A 24357-nucleotide genomic window follows, 5' to 3' on the forward strand; every position below is an offset into this window, starting at 1 on the left:
TCCATCGTCGCGGCGGGAGAACCGATGCGAATCATGCTGCGGGCGGACATGCGACGACTTTTCTCCTCTGATGGTGGGAGATGGGCCGGCGCGGCAGGTCAGCCGGAGGTACTGATGTCGAGGGACGGCTCGGCCCAGCCGAGCCCCCGACGATGTGCCCAGATGACCAGGTGGACGCGGTCGCGCACGTGCAGCTTCGCCAGGATGTGTCCGACATGCGTCTTGACGGTGACTTCGGCGAGGCAGAGATCCCGCGCGATCTCAGGATTCGACTTGCCCGACACGACGTGCTCGAACACCACCCGTTCGCGCTTGGTCAGCGCGGCGAGAGTCGAATCGTCCGGCGGCGCTCCTTCGCTGTCTCCTGCGGCCATTCGCTTCACCAATCGGACCGCGGTACTCGCCGAGGTCGTGAAGGTCCCGCTGTGAGCGGCACGGATCGCCGTGGCGAGCTGCTCGGCAGTGCTGTCCTTGAGGATGAAGCCGACGGCTCCCGCCTGAAGCATGCGGATGGCGTACACGTCACTGTCGTGGGTGGTGAGTCCGAGAATCCGCGTTCTGGGGCTGATCCGCTCGGAGGTGATGACCCGCGTCGCTTCGATCCCGTCCAAGACGGGCATTCGGACGTCCATCAGCACCAGGTCCGGTCGCAGGTCGCGCACACGCTCGATGGCCGTCGCACCATCGACCGCGTGGCTCACTGTCTCCATGTCCGGCTGCGCGTTGACGATGCGGATCAAGCCGTCGCGGACCAGAGCGTGATCGTCCACCACCATCACCGTGATGCGGGCTCTCGCCGCCGTCACGCGGAGGCTCCATCAACGCCCGCACGCAGCGGCCAGCACGCCGTGATCACGAAGACGTCACCGTGCGAGTAGCAGACGCTGCCGCCGTAGAGCTCACAGCGACGACGCATCCCGGTGATCCCCCGCTGCTCACGAAGTGGCGCGGCCGGAGCCGAAGCGATCGGATTCGTCGTGACAACGGTGAGTGTCCCCTCCGCCCAGGCCACCCCCACCCACGCCTGGTCGCCGCTGCCGTGCCGCAGAGCATTGGTCAGAGATTCCTGGACCACTCGGTAGACAGACAGGGACAGCTCCGGAGTCAGCGGCTGCGAGACGCCGACGACATGAAGAGTGACGGTCATCCCCGATTTCGCGAAGCCCTCGACCAGCTCTGCGAGGTCATCGATTCCGGGCGTCGGCAGCGCCGCTGACGCGATCTCGGCGGAGAGCAGCCCACGGATCTCGCGGAGGGCCGAACGGCTCGTCGCGGAGATCGTCTCGAACACGTCGGCCGCCCGCGGATCCGACGTGTCCGCCCTGCCGCTCTCGGCCTGCACCACAACGCTCGTCAACGTGTGCGCGAGCACATCGTGCATCTCGGCGCTGATGCGCTCGCGTTCTTCATACGCGGCCAGCCGGCTCCGGATCGCGACAGTGCGCTCCGAGAGTTCGTGCCGATGGCGGGCGGCGCGTAATGCCTCGACCTTCCGGCGCTCGAGAAGCCCGAGCGCCCACGCCACCACCATGCTGGACGCGACCAGCCCGACGATCGGACTGGCCGCCCCGAGGCTCGACGACGCCCCGACCAGGGCCCATCCGCCCAGAGACACGGCGTAGCCGATTCCCAGGAAGAGGCCGATGGTGCGCGCCTGCTCCGGTGCGTGTGCGGCGACGGAGAAGACGGCGACCAGCAGGACCGCGTCCCCCGGCAGGAGCAGTCCGCCATTGAGGAGGAGGTGGGCCACCGACACCGCTGCGGCCAGCACGGCGAAGACGACCGGACGGGTTCGACGCACGATCAGCAACGCGGCCATCAGTACCGACCACTGCCACTCAGTCCCACCGAGCAGACCCGGCGCGGCGCACACCAGGACGGCGACAGCAGCGACGATCACGTCGCCTGCCCACCACTCAATCCTCGTGTCCCGCACCACCCGAAGATAAGCCGGGCGCCGCGGAAGAGACGCGAAGTGGCGCCCGCTCGCGGTCCGCCTCCTCCGACCGGATGAGGCAAGCACACCGACCGGATCACCCCGTCGCCAGAGATCCCACCATCGGATAGTTCCGACGTACACCCGCGACGTCTTACAGTCGCGGCGCACCCGGAACCGAGATGCCTTCGACAATCAGGTCACTGACGACGGCATCTCTGCAGAGATCGGATCTTTTTTCCCGTCGCTGCGTGCTCGATTCTCCGTGACTCTTCCGGTGTCACGCGGTTCTCGACGTCCGGTCGTCCCGCGCACCCCGCGGCGCTTCGTCGTCGCTCCGTGCGCCCCCCTACCCCTCGGCGAGGCCGAGCGGCGAAAGAAAACGAAGGAAAGGAAGAGATTATGCCCGAGATTCTCGAGAGAGAGGCCACCGTCGTGAGCCCCCACTGGGACCTGACGGCTCGTGCTGGTCACGGAACCAGCCCGTCGGTTCAGGCACAGATCGACGAGGCGTTCGAACGCGTCGTCAGCCCGTACATGGGCAGCAGCGGCTGGATGTGCACACTCACGATCGAGTGCGGCACGGTCGTCTGCGCCTGTCGCTGACGTCATCCGCACGGCGGGCGACCCGGGCCTCGTTCCCGGGTCGCCCGCGATCCTCACCTCAGCGATCGACCCGAAGGCTGGCCCGCCATGCTCCGTCACGAAGATTCTCTCGTCTCCCCGCAGGCGGACGCCTCGCCGGCCTCTCCCGCGTCGGCCGAGTCGCCGGAGATCGCCGCCCTGCGGGTCTGCCTCCTCCAGGCCGCCGCTCTGCGTGAACGCCGACCCGACGGCGGTTCCCTGCACGCAGGCGACCCCTCGATCGTGCGCACCTGGTCGGATCGGGCGCTCGCCCTCGACACGACCCTCGAGAGCTATCTCACCGTTCAGGGCCTCGACCGCGAAGGACTCACCGCGCTCCTCACCGGGGGACCCTGGTCGCCCCGCGAGCGAAGTGCCGAGTGGATCGACTCGGTCGAGGACTGGCTGATCACGCCCGTGGACACCCCGCGGAGCCCGTTCGGACCGCTGATCGTTGAGGGCACCCGCCTCGCCGAGCTGCCGTTCGACGGCTTGCTCGCCCCTGTCCTGCATGCGCAGCGGGTCCGCTTCGATCGGCACCCCGATCTCGCGCCTGCTGCGCGGACCGATCTCCTCACCGGCCTCGCCGAGATCCTGGCCACGCTGGCCCTGCGCTGTCTGCTCGCCGAGCTCGCGGACGACGACGTTTCCGGAGCATACGCGCGACTGAACACGGCGCTGTCTGCTCCCGACGTCCGGCGGGCGTTCTTCTCCCGCTACCCGGTCCTCGCTCGGGATCTGGTCGCCGCGATCAGCGCCTGGGGCGACCACGTCGAGCGCATCCTCACCCGTCTGAGCAGTGATACGCGGGCACTGAGTGACGCCGGTCTGCTGCCGCGCGGAACCGACGCGCTCGAGGCGGTCCACTTCGCCGGCGACGCTCACGACGACGGACAGTCCGTCGCGATTCTGCGGTTCGTCAGCGGCCATCGACTCGTCTACAAGCCGCGGGACTGCGGCGTGTTCACGCTCTACGAGGCGGTGAACGCCGTGCTTGCCGAGGTGCTTGAGCCCGATGCTTCCCTATCCTCGCCCCGCTCCCTCGTCAGGGACGGATACGGATGGGTCGAGTACGTGAAACGTCCGGACGACGCAGCCGGCACTCCTCTGACGCATTTGCGCAAGCTCGGCGGCCTGCTGGCGGTCACCTCTGTCCTCGGAGCCTCGGACATGCATCTCGAGAACGTCATCGCTACCGCAGCGGGCCCGGTACCGATCGACCTCGAGACTCTGATCCAGAACAGAAGTCACCGCGAGAGCGCGATGACGGCGAGCACCCGCGCCATCGACGACCTCAACAGCTCGGTCCTCGGGACAGGCATCCTGCCCGTGCGACTCACCACGGGGGAGAGTTCCAGCATCGACGTCAGCGTCGCCACGGGCGGACTCGGCTCCGAGGGCAGGACGGCCGTGATCCACCAGGTGGTCGGTGCCTGCACTGACGACATGCGCATCAGCGCAGTGGACACGCCGGTCGGCACCTCCCAGAACCAGCCGCCAGGGATGACGCTGGCGCTGGTGCGCGCTCAGAGGGAGGTGGTCGCGGCAGGATTCGCTGAGACCGCTCGAGCGGTGATCCAGCGCCGAGCCCAGATCATCGACCTCATCACGACCGCACCCGCGATGACCGCGCGACACATCCTGCGCGCCACGCGCTCCTACTCGCTGCTGCTGACGGAGATGCGCCAGCCGGGCCGTCTGTGCACCGGCATCGACAGGGACCACCTTCTTCGAAGCCTCTGGACCAGGCTCGCCGACCATCCCGACCAAGCAGAGCTCATCGACGCCGAGGAGCAGTCGCTCCGGCAAAGAGATGTGCCCCTCTTCACCACCGCGCTGGACTCGCGCACTCTCACCGCGCACCACGGTCGGGCACTCTCCGACTACTTCACGAGAACGCTCCGCGATGACGTCATCGCACGCCTCACTGCGCTTAATGAGGCGAGCATCGAGCGGTCGATCGCCCTCATCCGAGAATCGATCCTCGCAGCCACGCCGGGAGAGCAGGAGGACGACGAGGCGCAGGCAGTCACGCCCTCTGCGCGCGGCACGGTCAGAGAGCTCGCGCGGGCACAGGCGGGCCTCCTCGCAGACACCGCGATTCTGGGGGAGGACGACGTGACGTGGATCAGCGTGTGCAGCAGCACGGACAGCACCGGACTGGAGTACCGGCCGGTGGGCCCGACACTCTACGACGGCCTCGCCGGCATCGCGTTCTCTGCGGCCTGCGCGCACCGCGTCGTCCCGCACCTCGGCCTCGACGACCTCGCCGGACGCGCCTCCCACGCCATCGCCGCCATCCTCGACGACTGGAGCGCGTCCCGCGTCTCCCTCCCGATCGGCGCCTTCAGCGGTGCCGCCGGCCTGCTCTACTCGCTCGCCCGACAGGACAGCCTGCTCGGCACTGATCGATACCGGCCGACCCGGTTGGCTGCGATCCGTCGGCTCACCGACGAAGCACGATCCGACACCTTCTTCGACGTGATGGCGGGCAGCGCAGGAGCTCTCGCCGTCGTGACGGCCCTCCCCGAATCCCAGACGGAGGAGGGGCGGACCGCTGTGCGGACTCTAGCGGCACATCTCCTCGACCACGGCGTCGATGCCGGCGACGGCTCGCTCGCGTGGGAGAGCGGAACGGCACGGGTGCGTCTCGGCGGGTTCTCGCACGGTGCCACGGGAATCGGGTGGGCACTCGCCAGAGCAGCGGACGCACTGGGCGACGGGGAGATCGGCGACGCAGCGCTCGCAGCTCTCCGATTCGACGACACGCTCTTTGATCCGCAGCGAGGACGCTGGTTGGACGCCCGCACGGAATCGCTCGAGCAGGGCCGCCTGTTCCCGGCCCACTGGTGCCATGGCACAGCCGGCATCGCGATGGCTCGTGCAGCGTCGGCAGCACTGCTCGACGCGCCCGATCTCCTCGAACGCGCCGTCATCGGAGCAGATCAGACGACCGACGACCGACTGCCCGCCGACGATTCGCTGTGCCACGGTGCGCTGGGGAACCTGCTAGCCCTCCGGGCAGTCGACACGCACGCACCCGGCCGCGTCGACGTCGCGTCCTTCGCCGAGCGCACCCTCGACAGGATCGGACGCTCCGACGCCCGGAGCGGTCTTCCGAGGGGAATCACGACGGTCCGCGGTCTCCTGCTCGGGACCGCCGGTGCCCTCTACGCGCTCTGCCGCGAAGTCGACCCCGATCTGCCGAACGTCCTCCTCCTCGAGTGAGCCGTGCAGAGACACCGCGGTGTGAGGCACCAGTGTCAACCCGACGCGCGGCGCAGCGCGTCGTCGACGGAGGAGCGCACGAGGCTGGAGAGGAAGAAGCCCGGCTTGTCGACGCCGATGCCTGCCAGCAGGCCCGCCGCCTGGTCCACGATCGCGGTCGAGAAGGTGGTGGCGGTCGAAACGGCCTCCGCGTAGGCGGCACGGTCGGACTCCGCCACGGTCACCGGCTCGCCGCCCATCTCGACCACGAGCGCCTGCGCGATCGGCAGCACCGGCCCGGGTGCCGAGACGGCGAAGTAGGTCTCGGCGAGGCGGGCGAGGTCGAGGCTGGTGCCGCTGAACGCCATCGCCGGGTGCACGGCGAGGGGGATGACTCCGGAGGCGAGCGCCGGAGCGAGCACGCCGTAGCCGTGCTCGGGCGCCGTGTGCAGCACCAGCTGGCCGGGCTGCCACCCTCCGGTCGCGGCGAGCCCCGCGACCAGCGCGGCGATCTCGCTCCCGGGGACGGCGATGATCACCAGCTCGCTGCGCTCGACGAGCTCGGGGATCGCCAGCACGGGCACGCCCGGGAGCAGCGCGTCGGCGCGTTCGCGGCCGCTCTCGCTGGTGGTGGCGACTCCGATCACGGCGTGACCGGCGCCGGCGAGCGCGGCGCCGAGCACCGGGCCGACGTGTCCGGCGCCGATGACGCCAACACCCAGGCGTCCGTCGCGGCGGTTCTCAGGCATGCGGTTCTCCCTCCGGAGCGGGCCAATCGGGCAGGGCGGCGGGTCGGCGGCCCCACCGGTGGCTCGCGTCGCGGTCGGCGGCCCGCACCCCGGCCGTCGCGAGGCTGTCGAAGAAGGCGAGTCCGTCGGCTGCGCTCATGACGGGAACGAGCGCAGTGACGGGGCCGGCCACGGTGTGCACCCGCGCCGAGGCCAGCCCCAGGAGGCGCTGGAGCGGCCCCTGCTGGACCCCGACGCTCTGCATCCGCGCCAGGGGCACCACGGCGACCCGCCGCCAGACCGCCCCGCTGCGCAGGATCGCGACCTCGTCCGTCAGCCGGTACCCCGTCCGCCGGAACGAGAACGGGCGAAGCCATACCGCCGAGCGCGGGGCGCGGGTGAAGCCGGCGGCGTCGCGGTGCCGGAGCGCGTCGCCCACGGGGGTCGACTCCGCGCCCTCGCTCGCGCCGGGCAGCAGGAGCCCGAGGACGCGCTCGACGGCTGCGAGGTCGCCGACGGGGAGGATCGTGGTGTTCGGCTCCCCGTTCGCTCCGCGGGAGGCCGCGTGGCCGGCCCGGTCGATCCGCACCTGCCACCAGCCGAACGGACGCCAGAGCAGCGGCTGAGTGATCTCGACGGCGTGGATCCGCCCGGGCGGGATGGTGTCGCTGCTGGTCGAGAGCACGCCGTAGCCGACGCGCACGCCGTCGGGTGTCGCGGCGATCGAGTAGCGGAGCGAGCGCACGAACTGGCGGAGGTAGTAGCTGCCCGAGCCGATCAGGCCCGGCAGGATCGCGAACAGCACGAAGGGCGAGCCGTAGACGGCGACGACCACTACGGCGACGGCCGAGGCGGCCAGGAACAGTGTGAATCCGCTGAACACGAGCGAGCCGAGGAGCCGACCCGCGGGGATGGAGACCACCGAGTCAGGTGACGCGTCGTCCTGCGGCTCGCTGAACTCCTCCAGCCGCCGCGCGAGGAACCCGCCCGCCGAGGCGTGGCCGTCGACCTGCGCCTCCCGCTCGCGCACTCCCGAGGCGAGGCGCAGGATGTCGCGGCGCAGCGCGTCCACCAGCCGCGAACCGAGGTAGGACAGCTGGACGTTCGCGTCCTGCCCCGCGACGCTCACCTCGAGTTTCGCCGCGCCGAACACCCGCGCGAACAGGGGACGCTGCACCGCGATGCCCTGGATGCGGTCCAGCCGCGCCCGCCGGTTGGTGCGGAAGAGCACGCCGGAGCGCACCTCGACGACCTCGTCCGTGATCCGGAAGGTGTGCATCCGCCAGGACAGCCAGAACGCGACGACGGCCACCGCGAGGCCGACCATCACCACCAGCAGCGCCCAGCCCAGCAGCCCTCGGCGCAGCAGCTCATCGACCGGGTCGCCGCTCTCGAAGCCCTCCGGCCCGGGCAGGAACAGCTCGACCAGGCGCTCTCGAAGGTTGGTGATCACGATGCCGAGCACGACCAGGAGACCGATCCCGCCCTTGAGGACGGGGGTCGCCGGGTGGAGGCGGTGCCACTGCCCGTCGGCGAGGTCCGTCTCGACGGTGCGGAGTCCGGTCACAGGCCGGCCCGGCGCGACTCGGCGAGCTCGACCAGGCGGTCGCGGAGCTCCTCCGCCTCCGCCTCGGCCAGGCCCGGGATGCTGACGCCGGTCGCCGCGGCGGCCGTGACGAAGCGCAGATCGGCGAGGCCGAGTACCCGGGCGAGCGGCCCGCGGTTGACGTCGATGAGCTGCATCCGCCCGTACGGCACCGACACGAAACGCTGGAACATGATGCCGCGGCGAAAGAGCAGGTCGTCCTGGCGCAGGAGGTAGCCGTAGGCGCGTGCCCGCCGCGGGGCAACGATCAGGAGGGTGACCGCCAGGGCCGCGGCGGCCAGCATCGGGATCCAGCCCCAGGACACGCCGATCAAGAGCAGCACCACGGGCACGGCGAGCAGGAACGCGCTGGACACGACGGCCGACACGATCTCGACGGCGACGTACTTGGGCGAGACGCGCCGCCACTCCCCCGTGACGTCGAGGCGGTCCCGTCGGCGCCCACTCGCGCGTGTGCGGGTCTGCGGCGTCGCGCCCTCGGGGTCGGCGGACATGGCGTCGTCCTCACTGCCCGCGGCGGTCCGGGCGTCGGCGTCAGGCGTGGTTCACCTCGCCGACGGCGCTGTCGTCGTCGTCGCTCGGCGGGATGGTGCACAGGTGCTCGGCGACCAGGCCGGCCACCAGCAGTACGACCGCCCCCACGATGGTCGCGATGTCCTGCCACACGGAGCCTAGCGAAGGGATCGCGCGGCTCAGCAGGTACACCAGGATGCCGCCGGAAGCTCCGAGCAGCAGCGCGCCGACGTGGCTGGACGCCTTCGCGAGCACCACGACGCGCATCGCACGGAACGGGTCGATGGGCCGCAGCAGCGTGCCCTTCGTCGCGCGGTGAATCGGGATCGCGAAGCCCAGGACGAGTGCGGCGACCACGACCAGAGTGAGCGGCACCGTCAGCGGTGGGATGAGCACCGGGCGGCCCGCGGCCGCGATCGCGAGGTCGAGGAGGAAGCCGGCGACGGCCCCGGCGAGGCCGAGCCCGAGCAGGGTGCTGATGCGGGTGCGCCTCACGGGGTCCTGCTCTCGGGGTCGGTGGCACTGTCGCGGGCCGCGCCGGCTCCGGAGTCGCGCAGCGGCCAGGTCAGCCCGACCGGGTGGTCGGCCACGCGGTCCGTCGCCCGCCCGCGCAGCTCGGCGACGGGTCCGACTCCGGGCAGCACCGCCGCCGGCTCCACGTCGAGCCACGGGTCGAGCACGAAGGCCCGCTCCGCCGCGCGCGGGTGCGGCAGCGTCAGATGCGCGTCGCTCCGAAGCACTCCGCCGAGCACGATCACGTCGATGTCGATCGTCCGGTCACCCCAGCGCTCCTCACCCTCGCCGCGGATCCGGCCGCCGGCGAGCTCGACCGCCGCCGTCGCCGCGAGCAGGTCGTCGGGCTCGAGGACGCTCGAGCCGGTGACCACCGCGTTGAGGTACGCGGGCGCCTGCTCGTCGACGCCCTCGGGCTTCCACACGGGCGACTCGACCACCTTGGATACCGCCTCGATCCGTAGCCCCGGCGTCGTCGCGAGCGCCCGCAGCGCCTCCTCGAGGTGCGCGCGGCGGTCGCCGAGGTTGCTGCCGAGTGCGAGCACCACGTGCCGCACCGGGCGGATCCGCTCCTGCCGCGGCCTCATGAGCGGGCCCTCGTGATCTGCACAGCGACGTCCGCGAACGGCAGCGGAATCGGCGCGTCCGGCTTGTGCACGGTGATGCGGACGACGTCGGCGGCGGCGAAGCCCAGAGCGACCCGGGCGAGCCGCTCCGCGAGGGTCTCGATGAGGTCGACCGGATCGCGGCTGACCGCATCCGCCAGCGCAATCGCGAGTTCGCCGTAGTGCACGGTCTCGGCGAGGGCATCGCCCTGCGCCGCGAGCGCGGTATCGAGCCAGACCGTCGCGTCGATCAGGAAATCCTGACCATTCTCGCGCTCGAAGTCGAAGACGCCGTGATGCGCGCGTACGCGCAGCCCGGTGAGGGTGATGGAGTCGCGCACGGCGAGGGCGGCGGGGTCGATCGCGGTCACAGGGTCTCCTCCTGAAGTCGGGCGGCGAGCGCCAGGGCGCGGGCGGACGAGCGGACGTCGTGGACCCGCACGCCCCAGGCGCCGCGCTCGGCGGCAACGAGGCTCAGCATGGCCGAGACCTCGTCGCGGTCGGCGGCCGGAGCGCCGGCGGGGGCGAACGGAGCGAGGAACCGCTTCCGCGAGTGCCCGACGAGCACCGGGAACCCGAGCGAGACGATCGCGTCGAGCCCGGCCAGCAGAGCCCAGTCGTGCGCGCCGTTCTTCGCGAAGCCGAGCCCCGGGTCGAGCAGGAGCAGGTCATCGCGGATCCCCGCGGCGCGAGCGGCGTCGATCCGGCGCTCGAGCTCGCCGCGCACGTCCGCGACCACGTCGCCGTAGGAGGCGAGCGCGGTCATCCCCGCGCTGTGACCGCGCCAGTGCATCGCGATGTAGACGGCGCCGCGCTCAGCGACCAGCGGCAGCATCCGCGGGTCGGCGAGGCCGCCGGAGACGTCGTTGACGACCACGGCTCCGACGTCCAGGGCCGCCTGCGCAGTGGCGGCACTCATCGTGTCGATGCTCACGCGCACTCCCTCCGCCGCGAGCGCGCGAACGACGGGTAGCACGCGACCCTGCTCCGCCGCGGTGTCGACGCGGGCGGCGCCCGGGCGGGTGCTCTCACCGCCGACGTCGACCAGGTCGGCTCCGAAGGAGGCAGGCCCGTCGCCGGCGGGCCGGGTCAGGTCGAGCCCGTGGCGCACGGCATCGTCGACCGAGAGCCAGTGGCCGCCGTCGCTGAACGAGTCCGGCGTGACGTTGAGGATCCCGAGGAGCGCGGCGCGGCCGGTCGGCGTGAGCTCGGCGACGGAGGTGCCCACGTCACTCCCCCCGCGCGGCGCCGATCAGCGCGATGATCTCGGCGCGGGCGGCCGGGTCGGCGAGGGAGCCGCGGGCGGCGACCGTGACGGTGGAGCTGTCGGTCTGGCGCGGACCGCGCATCCGCACGCAATCGTGCTCGGCGTCGACCACGACCAGCGCGCCCTCGGGGTCGAGCCCCTGCTCGAGCGCGTCGGCGATCTGCTCCGTCATCCGCTCCTGGATCTGCGGACGCGACGCGACGGTCTCGACCATGCGCGGCAGTCGGCCCAGTCCGACGACCCGCTGGCGCGGCCGGTAGGCGATGTGCGCGACGCCGAGGAACGGCAGGAGATGGTGCTCGCAGACGGAGCGGAAGGCGAGGTCGCGCACGATCACCGTCTGATCCACCGGCGACTCCTGACCGCCCTCGACGACCGCGAACGTCTCGCTGAGCTGGGCGGCGGCGTCGGCGTCGAACCCGCCGAAGAACTCCTCGTACGCCTCGGCACATCGGCGCGGCGTGTCGATGAGGCCCTCGCGGCCCGGGTCGTCCCCGATGGCCGCGAGGATCTCGGCGACGGCCGCCTCGATGCGCGCCTTGTCGACGGGCACGCGCGCGCTACGCCGTCGCGGGGCGCGGGTTGATCAGCGGCGGGCGCTTCGGCGCGACCTCGTCGGCGCCCGCGGAGGAGACGCCTCCGTCGGTCGCGGCGGAGTCGATCGGCGCCTTCGCGACCGGGACCGCGATCGGCGGGAGGTCGGATAGGGGGCGCTTGTCGCTCGAGAGCCACTGCGGGCGCTCGTCGATGCGGCGGATGTCCGTGAAGATCTCGGCCAGCTGGTCGTGATCGAGCGTCTCCTTTTCGAGAAGCTCCATCGCCAGGCGATCGAGGATGTCGCGGTTGGCGTTGATGACCTGCCACGCCTCGTCGTGCGCCTGCTCGATCAGCTGGCGCGTCTCGGCGTCGACCTTCTCGGCGATCTGCTCGGAGTAGTCCCGCTGGTGGCCCATGTCGCGGCCGAGGAACATCTCGCCCGAGGACTGACCGAGCTTGACCGCGCCAACATTCGAGGACATCCCGTACTCGGTGACCATCTTGCGAGCGATGGCGGTCGCCTTCTCGATGTCGTTCGACGCTCCGGTCGTCGGGTCGTGGAACACGATCTCCTCAGCGACCCGTCCGCCCATCGCATAGGCGAGCTGATCGAGCAGCTCGTTGCGAGTGGTGGAGTACTTATCCTCCAGCGGGAGCACCATCGTGTAGCCGAGGGCGCGTCCGCGCGGCAGGATCGTGACCTTGGTCACCGGGTCGGTGTGGCGCATCGCCGCCGCCGCCAGAGCATGCCCGCCCTCGTGGTAGGCGGTGATCAGCTTCTCCTTGTCGCGCATGACCCGCGTGCGGCGCTGCGGGCCCGCGATGACGCGGTCGATCGCTTCGTCGAGCGCGCGGTTGTCGATCAGCTGCGCGTTGGAGCGGGCCGTGAGCAGCGCCGCCTCGTTCAGGACGTTCGCCAGATCGGCACCGGTGAAGCCCGGGGTCTTCCGAGCGACGACCTCGAGGTCGACCCCTCCGGCGAGCGGCTTGCCGCGGCCGTGCACCTCGAGGATCCTCTTGCGGCCGAGCAGATCCGGAGCATCGACGCCGATCTGGCGGTCGAAGCGGCCCGGGCGCAGCAGCGCCGGGTCGAGGATGTCGGGGCGGTTCGTCGCCGCGATCAGGATGACATTGGTCTTGACGTCGAAGCCGTCCATCTCGACCAGAAGCTGGTTGAGGGTCTGCTCGCGCTCGTCGTGCCCGCCGCCCATACCGGCGCCGCGGTGACGGCCGACGGCGTCGATCTCGTCGACGAAGATGATCGCCGGCGAGTTCTCCTTGGCCTGCTGGAACAGGTCGCGGACGCGGCTCGCGCCGACACCGACGAACATCTCGACGAAGTCGGATCCGGAGATGGAGTAGAAGGGGACGCCCGCCTCACCCGCGACCGCGCGGGCCAGCAGAGTCTTGCCGGTGCCGGGAGGGCCGTACAGCAGGACGCCCTTGGGGATGCGCGCGCCGACCGCCTGGAATTTCGCGGGCTCCTTGAGGAACTCCTTGATCTCGTGCAGCTCCTCGATCGCCTCGTCGGCGCCGGCGACGTCGCCGAACGTGACCTTGGGCGACTCCTTCGAGACCAGCTTCGCCTTCGACTTGCCGAACTGCATGACCCGGTTGCCGCCGCCCTGCATACCCGAGAGCATCAGCCAGAAGAACGCGCCGATCAGGAGGATGGGGAGCAGGAAGCCGAGGGCCGAGAGGAACCAGTTGGTCTGCGGGACCTCGTCGTTGTAGCCGGTGCTGCCGAGGTCGGCCGCGGACACCGCGTCGACGACCTCGGACCCGCGGGGGGCCACGTAGTAGAACTGCACCTGCGTACCGTTGTCGCCGTCGGCCTGCTTGAGCGTGAGGTCGACGCGCTGCTCGCCGTCGACGATCTTCGCCGAATCGACCTTGCCGCTTTTCAGGAGGTCGAGGCCCTCCTGCGTCGTGACCGGTCGGAAGCCGGACATGGTGATCAGCGAGGAGCCGATCCACACCGCGACGATCGCCAGGACGACGTAGAGGATGGGACCCCGGAAGATGCGCTTCACGTTCATGCTTGTTGCGGGTGCGACACCCGGCACCTTTCTGACGAGGAAATGTGAGTGACAGGCTACCTCCCGCGCTCTGAGCGACGCCCGCGCGTTCGCCGTGGGCTGAGCTGGATGGCGGGGATGCGGCACGCCGCACTGCCGGGGAACGCTGGCACGCGTTTCCCGGTCCGCGTCCTCTTCCTTGCTGGAGCGGCGCGGGCGGTCAGGCGGGCTCGAGGAGGGGCTCGGGGTCGTGGAGGGCGGGGGTCAGGCCGCGGCGGCGGCGGGCGGCGGCCAGCACGGTGACGGCGAGAGCGCCGATGAGCCAGAGCACGAGCACCAGGACCGCGTGCGCGACTCCGATGGTGCCACCGGCGATCAGCGAGCGGAACGCCTCCACGGTGCCGGTCAGCGGCAGCACCCCGTGGACCGCCTGGAAGAAGGCGGGCGCCGTCTGGACGGGATAGGTGCCTCCGGCCGAGGACAGCTGGAGCACGATCATCAGCAGCGCCAGGAAGCGGCCCGGGGCGTCCAGGAGCGCGATCAGCGCCTGATTGATCGCCACGAAGGTGAGGCTCGTGAGCACAGCGACCCCGATCAGCCCGGGCAGGTTCGACGCCTCCACGCCCACTCCGAAGCGGATGACCAGCGCGGCCAGGACACCCTGGGCAACGGCCATCAGCGCACCGGGGAGGTAGCTGCGCAGGGCGATCACCCAGGCCGGCCGCCGGGCGGCGAGGAGGCGGGCGCTCAGCGGGGCGCTCATCAGGTAGAACGCGAGCGCGCCGACCCAGAGCGCGAGCGCCATGAAGTAGGGGGCGAGGCCGTAGCCGTAGGACGGCACACGGTTCAACCGCTCGGCGTCGATCCCGACCGGAGCGGCTGCGACGGTACTGAGCTCCTGCGCCTGCTCGTCGGTGTAGCTGGGGACATCGGCCGCGCCGTCCGAGAGCGTCGTGCCGAGGGTGCGCGACCCGGAGGCGAGCGAGTCGATGCCGTCCTCGAGGCTCTGCGAGCCGGTGGCCGCGTCGGCCGAGCCGGTGGCTGCGGTGTCGGCGCCGGCGGCGAGGTCGGCGGCGCCCGTCGCGAGCGCGGCCGTTCCCGAGGCCAGATCGGCGGCGCCGGACGCCGCGGAGGCGATGCCGGTGGTGAGCGGGCCGACGGCGCCGGAGAGGGTGTCCACTCCGCCCGCGACCGTCGCTGCTGCGCCGTCGAGGGTCGCCGCTCCCCCGGCGAGAGCCTGCGCGCCGCTCTGGAGCCGTTGCGCGCCCTCGGCGGCGGGGCCGGCTCCGGCGGCCAGCGCCGACGTGCCGGTCGCGAGGTCCGACGCTCCGTTCGATACCGTGGCGGCGCCGGCGGCGAGCGCCGTCACTCCGCTGCCGTCGCCGCCGACGAGCGTGGTCGTACCGGCCGCGAGCGTCTGCGCGCCGGCGTCCGCCGCGGCCGCCCCACCGGCGAGCGTGGCCGCGCCCTTCTCGAGGGCGGTCAGCTCGGCCACGCGCTGGGCGTCGGAGAGCGAGTCGTACCGCGAGAGCAGCGAAGCGAGGCCGGAGTCGACACCGGTCGCTCCAGCGGCGAGATCCGGAGTCGCGGCCGCAAGCGCCCCTGCGCCGGTCGCGAGATCCCGGGCTCCGGCGAGCGCCTTCCTCGCCCCCTCGGACACGGTCGCCGACCCGGTGGCGAGCGCCTGGGCACCGGTGGCCGCGGATGCCGCGCCGTCCCGAAGCGCTGAGGTCCCCCCGGCGAGGTCGGCGGCGCCCGAGGCGAGCGTCGCCGCTGCGCCGTCCAGCGTGTGCGCGCCGTCGGCGACCGAGCGGGCACCGGAGTCGAGTTCCCTCGCCTGCTCAGGCAGCCCGCCGGTCCCGCTCGCGATCTGCTGGAGCCCGGAGGAGAGCGTGGCCGCCCCGGTCGCCGCAGCCCCTGCACCCGAGCGGAGGGAGTCGGCACCCGTGGCGAGCCGCGCCGTGCCGTCCTGCAGCTGCGCGAGCCCGACGACCAGCTCGGAGGAGCCGGACGCGGCCGTGTCGGCGCCGGCCGCCAGCTGCGCGGCTCCGTCGGCCGCCTGCTCGAGGCTGGAGTGCACGGTGGTGAAGCCGAGGTAGACGTTCTGGAGGTAGCTCGCGCCGACCTCCTCCTCCAGGGTCTTCGTCACGGTGGTGCCGATGGTGGAGGCGATGGTGCCGACGATCAGGTTCGCTCCGTCGTTCGTCTCGATCGACAGCTTCGCCTGGACGGCGGCGGCGGGGTCGGCGCCGCCGACCGAGGCCACGTCGGTGGAGAAGCCGGCCGGCACCGTCAGCACGGCGAACACGTCGCCCGAGGCGAGTTCGCGCGCCGCCTCGTCGGCGCCGGTCGCCGTCCAGGCGAAGTTCGAGTCGGACCTACTGGCGGTGAGCTCGTCGGCCAGATCGCGGCCGAGAGCGAGCGTCGAACCGTCCGCCGCCGTCGCGCCGGTGTCCTCGTTCACGATCGCCGCGGGCACGGTGCCGAGGTGATGGGTGGGATCGAGGGTGGCCGAGGTCAGCAGTCCCGCGTAGATCAGGGGGATGAGAGCGATCGCAGCGAAAACGACGACGAGGCGCGGGTTCACGGCGCGCAGGGCGCGGCGGAGCGGGGAGGTGGTCATGGTCCTTTTACTTCGTGGAGTGCAGGGCGGCGAGCCGCTGCGACGCGACTCCGGTGACGAGGAGCTCGGCGATGTCGGCGGAGGCCCGGGCGGCCGAGCGGCGGGCGTCGCCGTCCAGAAGCCAGCCGACGACCAGCCAGATGGTGCCGGCGGCGAGGAGGACGGCGAAGCGCTCGACGCGCGCGTGGTCGCCTCCGCCCGGCGCACGCTCGGCGAGGGGCGAGAAGGTGAGAAGCCGCTGGGCGAGGAACGCGACGACCGACTCCTGCACGGCGCGGGCCGTGCCTCCGCTGAGCACCCTGCGGTAGAAGTCGGCGTGCACGAGCAGACCCTCGAGCAGCGCGCGGACGATGCGCGGGACCGCCTCCTCCCAGTCGGCGGGGGCGAGGCCGGTCGCGACGTCGCCGAAGAGCGCGTGCATCCGCTCGATCGCGGCGGCCTCGATCAGCGAGGGGACATCGCCGAAGTGCTGGTAGAACGTGGGTCGGCTGACCCCGGCCGCGGCGCAGAGTTCGGTGATCGAGGGCTGGTCGTCGCCGGGGTGATCCAGAGCGGTGGTGATCGCGGTGACGAGAAGCTCGCGGGAGCGGGCAGGCCTCGGATCGCTCATGGCTCCTCTTCTCCGGCGCAGCGGCGCCTTTCTTGACGGTCGTCAGATAACTTACGACCGTAAAGAAGTTAGCGCAAGCGTCAGGAGGCGGACTCCCGCGGTAGCAGCGTCGCAATCGCCGACGTGTCGATGATCACGGAGTCGCGCGGAGTCAGCCCGGGACTCTTCGGCGTCGGCACCGGCAGGCGCACGAGCAGGGCGCCCGGATCCACGCCGAAACGGCCGGAGCGGGTGCGGCCGATCGGATCGCCGTCCAGCTCGGCGAGCACCGGCTGATCCAGCTCGAAGGAGAACTCGCGACCCGGCCACTGTCGCAGCGACGCGAGCCCATTGCGGTTACCGGTCGCCACGTCCAGCGCGAGGCCGAACCGGCGCCGCAGCAGCACCAGCTCCAGGTCGCCGTCATCGAGCACGGCACCGGCCGCTAACTCGATGTTCGCCACCACCGAGCTGCAATTGCAGGCGAGCACCATGTAGCAGCGCTGAGCAGGCTCACGAGCACCGTCGATCGTGAGCGTCACATCGAAGCCGGCCTTGAACATCGCCGGCGCCCCCGCCGCGAAGTAGGCGCCCCAGCCGACGCGCCTTTTCAGCTCCTCGTCCGTCTTATCCATGATCTCGGCGTCCAGGCCCACCCCGCCCATCACCATGAACACCCGCTCCTCGCCGTCGTCGAAGGTCGCCGTGCCGACGTCGATGGCGCGGTCCTGGCCGAGCAGGGCGATCTCGACCGCCTCGGGCAGCGAGTTGAGCGGGATCCCGAGGTTGCGTGCGAGCAGGTTGCCCGTGCCGCTGGGCAGCAGGCCGTAGGGCAGGCCCGTCCCACGGAGCACGGTGGCGACCGCGCGCACAGTTCCGTCGCCGCCCATCGAGCAGACCAGGTCCGCGCCGGCCGCGAGGGCGGCTCGGGCCGCGCCGACCCCGGAGTCCTCGGGGCTGGTCTCGAACCAGAGCGGCTCGTTCCAGCCGTGGCGGCGCGCGATCGTCGCCACGAGATCCTCCGCGGCGCCGACGTCGTCGAACTTGCTCGGATTGATCACGACGGCCGGCGTGCGCTTCTGGGGTGCCTTCACTCGGTCAGTCTGACGGCAACGGCGAGCGGTCGAGTCTCGCTGACGCCTCCACGGCGAGCACAGCACCGATCTCGGCGGAGAGAGTGGCGGGCAGCGACGGCGGCGCGTCCCAGCGCGGCCCGGCCAGCAGCACTCCGCCGCGCAGGCTGGAGCGCTGGAGTGCGGCGACGCTGCCCGAGACGAAGTCGCTCACTCGCGTGGCGACGGCTGGCGCGACTCCGCTGGTCGTCGCGAGGTCGACGAGGTGCCGGTAGGCGATACCGCCGAACAGGGCGCCGTCCCCCGTGCCCTGCTCGACGAAGACACCGTCGGACCCGAGCCGGTCGAGCAGATCCTCGGCGGTGCGGGAGGCGTGCGCGAGCAGGCGGGGGTCGGGCCGGAGGCGGTGCAGAGCGAGCGCGGCGCCGATGTAGACCGCGTGGTTGTAGCTGAAGGCCCAGTCGTCGCGGGCGGAGCCGCCCTCGCGCCCGATACCGTCGGCGATGAAACCGGTGTCGTCGTCGCGCAGGCGCACGTGCATCCAGTCGAAGGCGGCGCGCACGAGCACCTCGCGGCCGTGCGGGCGCAGCCGCTCCAGGTGGGCGCCGAGGATCACGAACGGGCCGTTGGCGGGAGCGTTCTTGTAGTCCAGTTGGCGGCGACGCCAGGCGAGGCTGGCGCCGTGGCGGAGGTTCCAGCCCTTCTCGACGGCGAAGCGCCAGAGGCGATCGGCGCGCTCGAGGAAGCGCGCCTCCCCCGAGGCCTCCCCCAGGCGAGCCAGAGCACAGCCGAGCCACATCATGTCGTCGAAGTAGCCGTTGACGAGGCGCCCGCCGTTGCGCAGGCGGATCGCGCGGTGGATCCGGCGGGCGCGCTGGAGGTGCTGTGTGTCCCCGGTGCGCTCGAAGGCATCGACGGCCGCGTCGATCGCGTGCGCGAGCCACCAGTAGTTGAACTCGAGATCCGCCCGCAGCGAGGTCGGATAGCTCATGTGGTAGCCCAGCAGCGGCACCGCGAAGAGCCGCTCGAGGCTCTCCTGCGCAGTGTCGGCGGCGCTACGCGTAGACGTGCGGGGCGAGGACGGCGACATCGCGCAGGTTGCGGTAGCGCTCGGCGTAGTCGAGGCCGTACCCGATCACGAACTCGTTCGGGATATCGAAGCCCACGTAGGCCACCTCGACCTCGACCTTGGCGGCCTCGGGCTTGCGGAACAGCGCGCAGATCTCGACCGACTCCGCGCCGCGGCTGCGCAGATTGCCCTGCAGCCAGGAGAGCGTGAGGCCGGAGTCGATGATGTCCTCGACGATCAGCACCTTGCGGTTCGTGATGTCGGAGTCGAGATCCTTGAGGATTCGCACCACGCCGGAGGACTTGGTACCGCTGCCGTAGGAGGAGACGGCCATCCAGTCCATCACGACGTCGAGCTTGAGCTCACGGGCCAGATCGGCCATCACCATCACGGCGCCGCGGAGCACCCCGACGATGAGCAGGTTCTCGCCCGCGTAGTCGCGCTCGATCGCGCGGGCCAGGGCGCGGATCCGCTCATGGATCTCGGCCTCGGTGTAGAGGACCTCGGTGATGTCGTCGGCGATGTCGGCTGCTTCCACCCGGCCACTCTACGGGCGCCCGGCCCCCGCCCGCCCTCCGCGAGATGCCACTTACGCCCCCCTCCGTCGGCGTGTCGGGCGCATAAGTGGCATCTCGCGGAGAGGGATTAGGAGGGGTGCGGCGCGGGGGCGAAGACGAGGGTGGGGCCGGAGCGGGTGGCGAGGACGCCGGGGAGGTCGACGCCCCTTTGGCCGTGCCAGTCGGTGACCAGGGCGGCGACGGCCAGGGTCTGCGCGCGCGAGAGCGCGACTCCGAACTCGTTGGCCACCACCAGGCGGATGATGCGCTGCCGCAGCGCCGGCGGGTCGGCCGCCAGCCCGCGCGCGTCCACCGTGACGTGCCCCGCTTCGTCCTGCCCGACCAGCTCGAGCGCCCAGTCCAGGGCGAGCGCGTCCAGCGCGTCGCCGTCCTCCCGCAGCTGCTCGGCCGTGCGCGCCAGAGCCTGCGCCACCCCCGGCCCGAGCTCGTCCTCGAGCACCGGTAGCACCCGGCTCCGCACCCGCACGCGCGAGTAGCGGGGGTCGTCGTTGTGCGGGTCGTCCCACGGGGTCAGCCCCTGGTCGGCGCAGGCGCGGTGGGTCTGCTCACGGCGCAGGCCCAGGAGCGGTCGCCGCAGCGGTCCGCTGACCGGCGCCATCCCGTGCAGCGAGGCGGCACCGGCACCGCGGGCCAGGCCCAGCAGTACCGTCTCGGCCTGGTCGTCGAGGGTGTGGCCCAGGAGGATCGCGGCGGCGCCGGTCGCGGCCCGCGCGTCGTCGAAGGCCCGGTAGCGCGCGGTGCGGGCCGCCGCCTCCGGACCACCCTCGGCCGACACCGTCACCACCTCGCGCAGCACCGGAGCGAGCCCCAGCCCGTGCGCCTGCTCGGCCGCCCGCCGCGCGACCTCGGCCGACCCCTCCTGCAGCCCGTGATCGACGATCACCGCGCCTGCCCGCCGGCCGCCGCGAGGCGCCTCGAAGGCGACAGCCGCCGCGAGCGCGAGCGAGTCCGCTCCCCCGCTCAGCGCGACCAGTACCAGCGCAGCGGGCTCGAGCCCGTCGAGGCTCGCGCGCACCGCCCGCCGCAGATCGGCGACAACGGGAGTCAGGCGGGGGCGATCGGGCACATCAAGTAACGTAATGCCAGCGATCCGCCCCTCCCGTGCGCGCACCCGCGCGAGCGTTCCGGAGGCCGATCCGTCCGCCGATGCGCCGCTCACGGCGCCACCGACTCAAGGAGAGAGCATGGCCGCATACGACGTCGTCGTCGAGATCCCCAAGGGGAGCCGCAACAAGTACGAGGTCGACCACGAGACCGGTCGCGTGTACCTCGACCGCGTGCTCTTCACCTCCTTCGTCTACCCGACGGACTACGGCTACTTCGAGAACACCCTCGGCCTCGACGGCGACCCCGTCGACGCACTGGTGCTGCTCGAGTACCCCGTCTTCCCCGGCGTGGGCGTCTCGGTCCGCCCGGTCGGCGTGCTCAACATGAGCGACGAGGCCGGCTCCGACGCGAAGGTGATCGTGGTCCCCGCGAAGGACCCGCGCTGGCAGCACATTCAGGACATCGGCGATGTCCCGGAGCAGACCAAGAACGAGATCAAGCACTTCTTCGAGCGCTACAAAGACCTGGAGCCCGGCAAGTGGGTGAAGGTCGACGCGTGGGGCGACGCCGCCGAGGCGGAGCAGATCGTCCAGGACGGCATCAAGAAGCTGGCCGAAGAGGGCCACTGACCCCTCGCACCTACGAAGGAACCCCCTCCCGTCGACTCGACAGGAGGGGGTTCTCTCGTGACAGGAAGCGGCTCAGGCGGCCGGGCGGCCGACCATGCCGGCGGGCGAGCCCCAGGTGTTCCAGATGCGCACGGGCTTGCCGTAGTCGGCGGCCTCGAGGATCTGGTTGTTCCCGAGGTAGATGGCCACGTGGTAGTAGTCCCCGCCGCCGCCCCAGAAGATCAGGTCACCGCGCTGGCGCTGGCTGTAGGGAACGAGCTTGCCGACGCTCGCCATCGTGTTGTACTGATTCGTCGCCGAGTGGGTGCCGATGTAGATGCCCGAGGAGGCGTAGGCCGCCTTGGTCAGGCCCGAGCAGTCCCACTGGTCCGGGCCCATGCCGCCGAGGACGTACTCCTCGCCGAGCTGCGCCATCGCGTACGAGATCGCGTTCTCGACGGCGTTGCCCTGCGGCACCAGGGCCGGAGCGGCCACCGGCTGCGGGAGCGGCTGCGCGGGCTGCTGGGGCGCGGGCTGCGCGGCCGGCTGAGCCGGAACGGGGGCGGGCTGCGGAGCGGCGGGCTGCGGGAGGGACGTGGCCGGGCTGGGCTGGGCTGGAGCGGCGGCCTGCGACGGCTCGGAGGGCTGCTGCGCGGAGCGGGCGGCGGACTGGGCGTCCTCGGCGGCCCGAGCCTGCGCGGCGGCCTGGGCCTCGGCGGCGGCCCGAGCCTGCGCGGCAGCCTGGGCCTCCGCGGCGGCCCGAGCCTGCGCGGCAGCCTGAGCCTCGGCGGCGGCCTGAGCCTGCGCGGCAGCCTGAGCCTGCGCGGCAGCCTGAGCCTGCGCGGCGGCCTCCGCGGCGGCCTGCGCGGCCTGCGCCTGAGCCGCGGCCTCGTCCGCCTGGCGCTTCTGCTCGCCCGCGAGGTACTGGGTCTCGGCCTCGACCGTGGAGTCCTTGAGCAGCGCGAGCTGGGCGACCAGCTCCTTCGACTTCTCCTCCTGAGCCGCGAGCGAGGCACGGGCGGACTCGGCTGCGGCGTCGGCGTCCTTGCGGGCCGCGTCGGCTTCGCCCGAAAGCCGCTGGTGCTCGGCGACGGCCCGATCGGCCTGCTCGCCCAACGACTCCGCGTTCTGCTTGTCGGCGAGGGCGTCGGCGTAGACCTTCTGCGACTGCCCCGAGAGCTGCGACATCGCACCGAGCTGGTACAGCAGGTCGCCCGCGTCCTTGCCCTTGGCGACGAGGCTCGCGGAGAGGTCGCTGCCGGCCGCGCGGGAGAGGTGCGCGGCGAGCAGGCCGGCGCGCATCTTCGAGGTCTGCGCCTTGGCGGAAGCGATGGTCGCCTTGTTTTCGAGATCCGAGACGGACTTCGCGGCAGCGTCGAGGGCCTCCTTGGCTTGGCGCCAGGCCTCGGCCTTCTTCATCGCCGTGATCGACTTCTCGTCGACCGCGGACTGGAGGTTCGCGATGAGGCCAGTGATCGAGTCGATCTCGGCCTGCTTGCTCGCCTCGTCCTTCTTGGCGTTCTGCACGTCGTCCCACGAGGGGTACTTCGCGTCCTCGGCGAGGGCGGGGGTGATGCCGAGGGACGCGGTGACCGCCGTGACCGCGAAGGCGGCGGATATCGCGAGCGGGAGGCGTCCCTTCCAGGCGCGCTCCCGGGGCGCGGGAGTGAAGGTGCGGGCGGTCGTCTGTGCGTCAGCCAAGGGTGACTCCTCGTTGTGCCATGAACGGTTGTGCGTCGACGGCGGAGCCATTGACGCGGGTCTCGAAGTGCAGGTGGCAGCCGGTGGAGGCCCCGGTCGTTCCGACTGCGGCGATCTGCTGGCCCGCCTGGACCTGATCGCCGACGCCCACGTAGATCCCACCGGGCATGATGTGCGCGTAGCCGGTGCTGATGCCGCTCCCGTGATCGATCAGCACCCAGTTGCCGTAGGTCCCGTTGGGCCCGGCATAGGTGACGGTGCCGCTGTGCGCCGCGAAGATCGGGATGCCGCACCCGCCAGCGAGGTCAGTGCCGCGGTGGAAGGACCCTGAGGACCCTCCGCCGGTCGAGATGCTGTCGCGCGGGCCGAAGGTGCCGCTGATGCGGCCGCTGGCGGGTCGAACCCAGCCGGAGTCGCTGACCGCGCTCGAAGAGCTCGCCCCGGAGAAGGCGCTGTAGCCGCCACCGCTCGACTCCCGCGCGGCGGCGGCACGCTCGCGCTCCGCCTGTGCCGCGGCCTCGCGCGCCGCCGCCTCCTCCGCGAGGACACGCTGGCGCTCCGCCTCACGGGCTGCGACGCCGGCCTCGTAGTCGGCGATGGTCTTCGACTCGGTGTCGCGGAGCGCGGCGAGCTGCTGCTCGAGCACGACGCTCTGCCGCTGCTGCTCGGCCAGCGCCGCCTCGGACGCCTCCTGTGCCGCGGTCGCCTCGGCGAGCTTTTGCTCGGCGGCGATACGGAGCCGCTCGCGCTCGGCCTTCGCGACTTCAGCCTGAGCGGCAAGGGAGGAGGCGGTGTTGCGAGCCGTGCTGGCCTGCTCGTAGATCGCGGAGGAGCGCTCGACCAGCTTGGTCATGTTGCCGATCTTCGACAGCAGCTGGTCCGCCTGGCCCGCCTGCTGGTCGAGGAAGATGTTGACGGAGAGGTCGGTGCCGGTGCTGCGGTAGAGCTGAGCGGCGAGGAGGCCGGCCTGTTGCGAAGCCTTGTCCGCCTCCCCTGCGCTGGCGGCGGCCCTGTCCTCGAGCTTCGTCGACTCGTCCGAAGCCTCGTCGAACGCCTGCTGCGCCGCGAAGTGCTCATCGCCGCGCTGCTGCGCGAGCTGCTGGGCGGCGGCGACCTGGCCCTGGAGGTCGCTGATGAGCGACGTGATCCGGTCGACCTGAGCGGCCGCCGCGGCCGTGTCGCCCTTCGCCGCCTCAACATCGGCCCAGGTCGGGTAGTCGACCGCCTGGGCGGGAGTGGCGACGAGAAGGCCGGCGACGAGAGCGAGCACCGCGGAGGCCAGTGCCGCACCGCGGAGTCGCCCGAGTCGCGGCGCGCCTTCAGAGCGGGCGGAACGCGGACGGCGCAGGAAGTAGGGCATGGGACCTCGGGGTTGGGGGATCTCCGTCCACGGCGGTGCGGCGCCGGCTCGCGGAAAGAGAGAAAGATCGATTCCGCCCCACCCTAACCGCGGCCCTGCCCGATCTCCTAGACCCGGGTCGACCCCGGACGGGGTGCACACGACCCGCGGAAGCA

At 71.7% G+C, this 24357-nt stretch carries 22 protein-coding genes; 3 read left to right on the forward strand and 19 right to left on the reverse strand.

The annotated features are described in order from the left end of the window. Positions 1–98: 98 nt before the first annotated feature. Both C5D07_RS01065 and C5D07_RS01070 read right to left on the reverse strand, forming a co-directional pair. Positions 99–806, reverse strand: a complete 708-nt coding sequence (locus C5D07_RS01065; protein WP_237358190.1) for a response regulator — start codon at positions 804–806, stop codon at positions 99–101. Further along, positions 803–1936 (reverse strand): sensor histidine kinase, encoded by a 1134-nt coding sequence (locus C5D07_RS01070; protein ID WP_068257667.1) that lies wholly within the window; start codon positions 1934–1936, stop codon positions 803–805. The genes C5D07_RS01065 and C5D07_RS01070 overlap by 4 nt, the downstream gene beginning before the upstream one ends. A gap of 402 nt (positions 1937–2338) precedes the next feature. Here C5D07_RS01070 and C5D07_RS01075 point away from each other — a divergent pair, with 402 nt between their 5' ends. Beyond that, positions 2339–2542 (forward strand): hypothetical protein, encoded by a 204-nt coding sequence (locus tag C5D07_RS01075; protein WP_068255638.1) that lies wholly within the window; start codon positions 2339–2341, stop codon positions 2540–2542. Between the two features lie 87 nt (positions 2543–2629). Beyond that, complete coding sequence (gene lanM, locus C5D07_RS01080) at positions 2630–5788, forward strand: type 2 lanthipeptide synthetase LanM (RefSeq protein WP_104258428.1); 3159 nt, start codon at positions 2630–2632, stop codon at positions 5786–5788. 35 nt (positions 5789–5823) lie between these two features. On the opposite strand, the gene C5D07_RS01085 is transcribed toward lanM, so the two are convergent. The 15 genes from C5D07_RS01085 to tilS form a co-directional block, all read right to left on the reverse strand. Continuing rightward, a complete protein-coding gene (locus C5D07_RS01085) occupies positions 5824–6516 on the reverse strand; it encodes a Rossmann-like and DUF2520 domain-containing protein (protein ID WP_068255643.1) in 693 nt (230 codons plus the stop codon). Then, positions 6509–8062, reverse strand: a complete 1554-nt coding sequence (locus tag C5D07_RS01090; protein WP_068255646.1) for a PH domain-containing protein — start codon at positions 8060–8062, stop codon at positions 6509–6511. Before C5D07_RS01090 ends, C5D07_RS01085 begins: the two co-directional genes overlap by 8 nt. Continuing rightward, complete coding sequence (locus C5D07_RS01095) at positions 8059–8595, reverse strand: PH domain-containing protein (RefSeq protein ID WP_104258429.1); 537 nt, start codon at positions 8593–8595, stop codon at positions 8059–8061. Before C5D07_RS01095 ends, C5D07_RS01090 begins: the two co-directional genes overlap by 4 nt. 40 nt (positions 8596–8635) lie before the next feature. Further along, complete coding sequence (locus C5D07_RS01100; RefSeq protein ID WP_068255651.1) at positions 8636–9109, reverse strand: DUF3180 domain-containing protein; 474 nt, start codon at positions 9107–9109, stop codon at positions 8636–8638. Next, the gene (folK, locus tag C5D07_RS01105) at positions 9106–9714 is read right to left on the reverse strand and encodes a 2-amino-4-hydroxy-6-hydroxymethyldihydropteridine diphosphokinase (RefSeq protein WP_104258430.1); all 609 of its coding nucleotides are present in this window, start codon (positions 9712–9714) and stop codon (positions 9106–9108) included. The genes C5D07_RS01100 and folK overlap by 4 nt, the downstream gene beginning before the upstream one ends. After that, positions 9711–10103 (reverse strand): dihydroneopterin aldolase, encoded by a 393-nt coding sequence (gene folB / locus C5D07_RS01110; protein WP_068255657.1) that lies wholly within the window; start codon positions 10101–10103, stop codon positions 9711–9713. Before folB ends, folK begins: the two co-directional genes overlap by 4 nt. Further along, positions 10100–10960 (reverse strand): dihydropteroate synthase, encoded by an 861-nt coding sequence (folP, locus tag C5D07_RS01115; protein ID WP_104258431.1) that lies wholly within the window; start codon positions 10958–10960, stop codon positions 10100–10102. Before folP ends, folB begins: the two co-directional genes overlap by 4 nt. A gap of 1 nt (position 10961) precedes the next feature. Then, positions 10962–11552 carry a GTP cyclohydrolase I FolE gene (gene folE, locus C5D07_RS01120; RefSeq protein ID WP_104258432.1) on the reverse strand — a complete coding sequence of 197 codons (591 nt, stop codon included), beginning with the start codon at positions 11550–11552 and terminating at the stop codon, positions 10962–10964. A gap of 7 nt (positions 11553–11559) precedes the next feature. Further along, on the reverse strand, positions 11560–13575 hold the full coding sequence (ftsH, locus tag C5D07_RS01125) for an ATP-dependent zinc metalloprotease FtsH (protein WP_104258433.1): 2016 nt from the start codon (positions 13573–13575) through the stop codon (positions 11560–11562). 199 nt (positions 13576–13774) lie between these two features. Next, positions 13775–16177, reverse strand: a complete 2403-nt coding sequence (locus C5D07_RS01130) for a YhgE/Pip domain-containing protein (RefSeq protein ID WP_068255669.1) — start codon at positions 16175–16177, stop codon at positions 13775–13777. 7 nt (positions 16178–16184) lie between these two features. Further along, positions 16185–16787, reverse strand: a complete 603-nt coding sequence (locus C5D07_RS01135) for a TetR/AcrR family transcriptional regulator (protein ID WP_104258434.1) — start codon at positions 16785–16787, stop codon at positions 16185–16187. Between the two features lie 80 nt (positions 16788–16867). Further along, a complete protein-coding gene (locus C5D07_RS01140) occupies positions 16868–17860 on the reverse strand; it encodes a diacylglycerol/lipid kinase family protein (RefSeq protein WP_068255675.1) in 993 nt (330 codons plus the stop codon). Between the two features lie 4 nt (positions 17861–17864). After that, positions 17865–18929: a glycoside hydrolase family 76 protein gene (locus tag C5D07_RS01145; RefSeq protein WP_104258435.1), complete on the reverse strand. Its 1065-nt coding sequence runs from the start codon at positions 18927–18929 to the stop codon at positions 17865–17867. Continuing rightward, on the reverse strand, positions 18895–19446 hold the full coding sequence (gene hpt / locus C5D07_RS01150) for a hypoxanthine phosphoribosyltransferase (protein ID WP_068255680.1): 552 nt from the start codon (positions 19444–19446) through the stop codon (positions 18895–18897). The genes C5D07_RS01145 and hpt overlap by 35 nt, the downstream gene beginning before the upstream one ends. A 107-nt stretch (positions 19447–19553) precedes the next feature. Beyond that, positions 19554–20552: a tRNA lysidine(34) synthetase TilS gene (gene tilS / locus C5D07_RS01155; protein ID WP_104258436.1), complete on the reverse strand. Its 999-nt coding sequence runs from the start codon at positions 20550–20552 to the stop codon at positions 19554–19556. Between the two features lie 118 nt (positions 20553–20670). Between tilS and ppa the strand changes: the two genes are divergently transcribed. Further along, positions 20671–21162 (forward strand): inorganic diphosphatase, encoded by a 492-nt coding sequence (ppa, locus tag C5D07_RS01160; RefSeq protein ID WP_068255683.1) that lies wholly within the window; start codon positions 20671–20673, stop codon positions 21160–21162. A 72-nt stretch (positions 21163–21234) separates the two neighbouring features. On the opposite strand, the gene C5D07_RS01165 is transcribed toward ppa, so the two are convergent. Both C5D07_RS01165 and C5D07_RS01170 read right to left on the reverse strand, forming a co-directional pair. Continuing rightward, positions 21235–22842: a C40 family peptidase gene (locus C5D07_RS01165; RefSeq protein WP_104258437.1), complete on the reverse strand. Its 1608-nt coding sequence runs from the start codon at positions 22840–22842 to the stop codon at positions 21235–21237. Then, a complete protein-coding gene (locus tag C5D07_RS01170) occupies positions 22835–24202 on the reverse strand; it encodes a M23 family metallopeptidase (RefSeq protein WP_104258438.1) in 1368 nt (455 codons plus the stop codon). The genes C5D07_RS01165 and C5D07_RS01170 overlap by 8 nt, the downstream gene beginning before the upstream one ends. Positions 24203–24357 lie beyond the last annotated feature (155 nt).

The sequence above is a fragment of the Rathayibacter tritici genome (genome assembly GCF_002932875.1).
Classification (GTDB): Bacteria; Actinomycetota; Actinomycetes; order Actinomycetales; family Microbacteriaceae; genus Rathayibacter; species Rathayibacter tritici.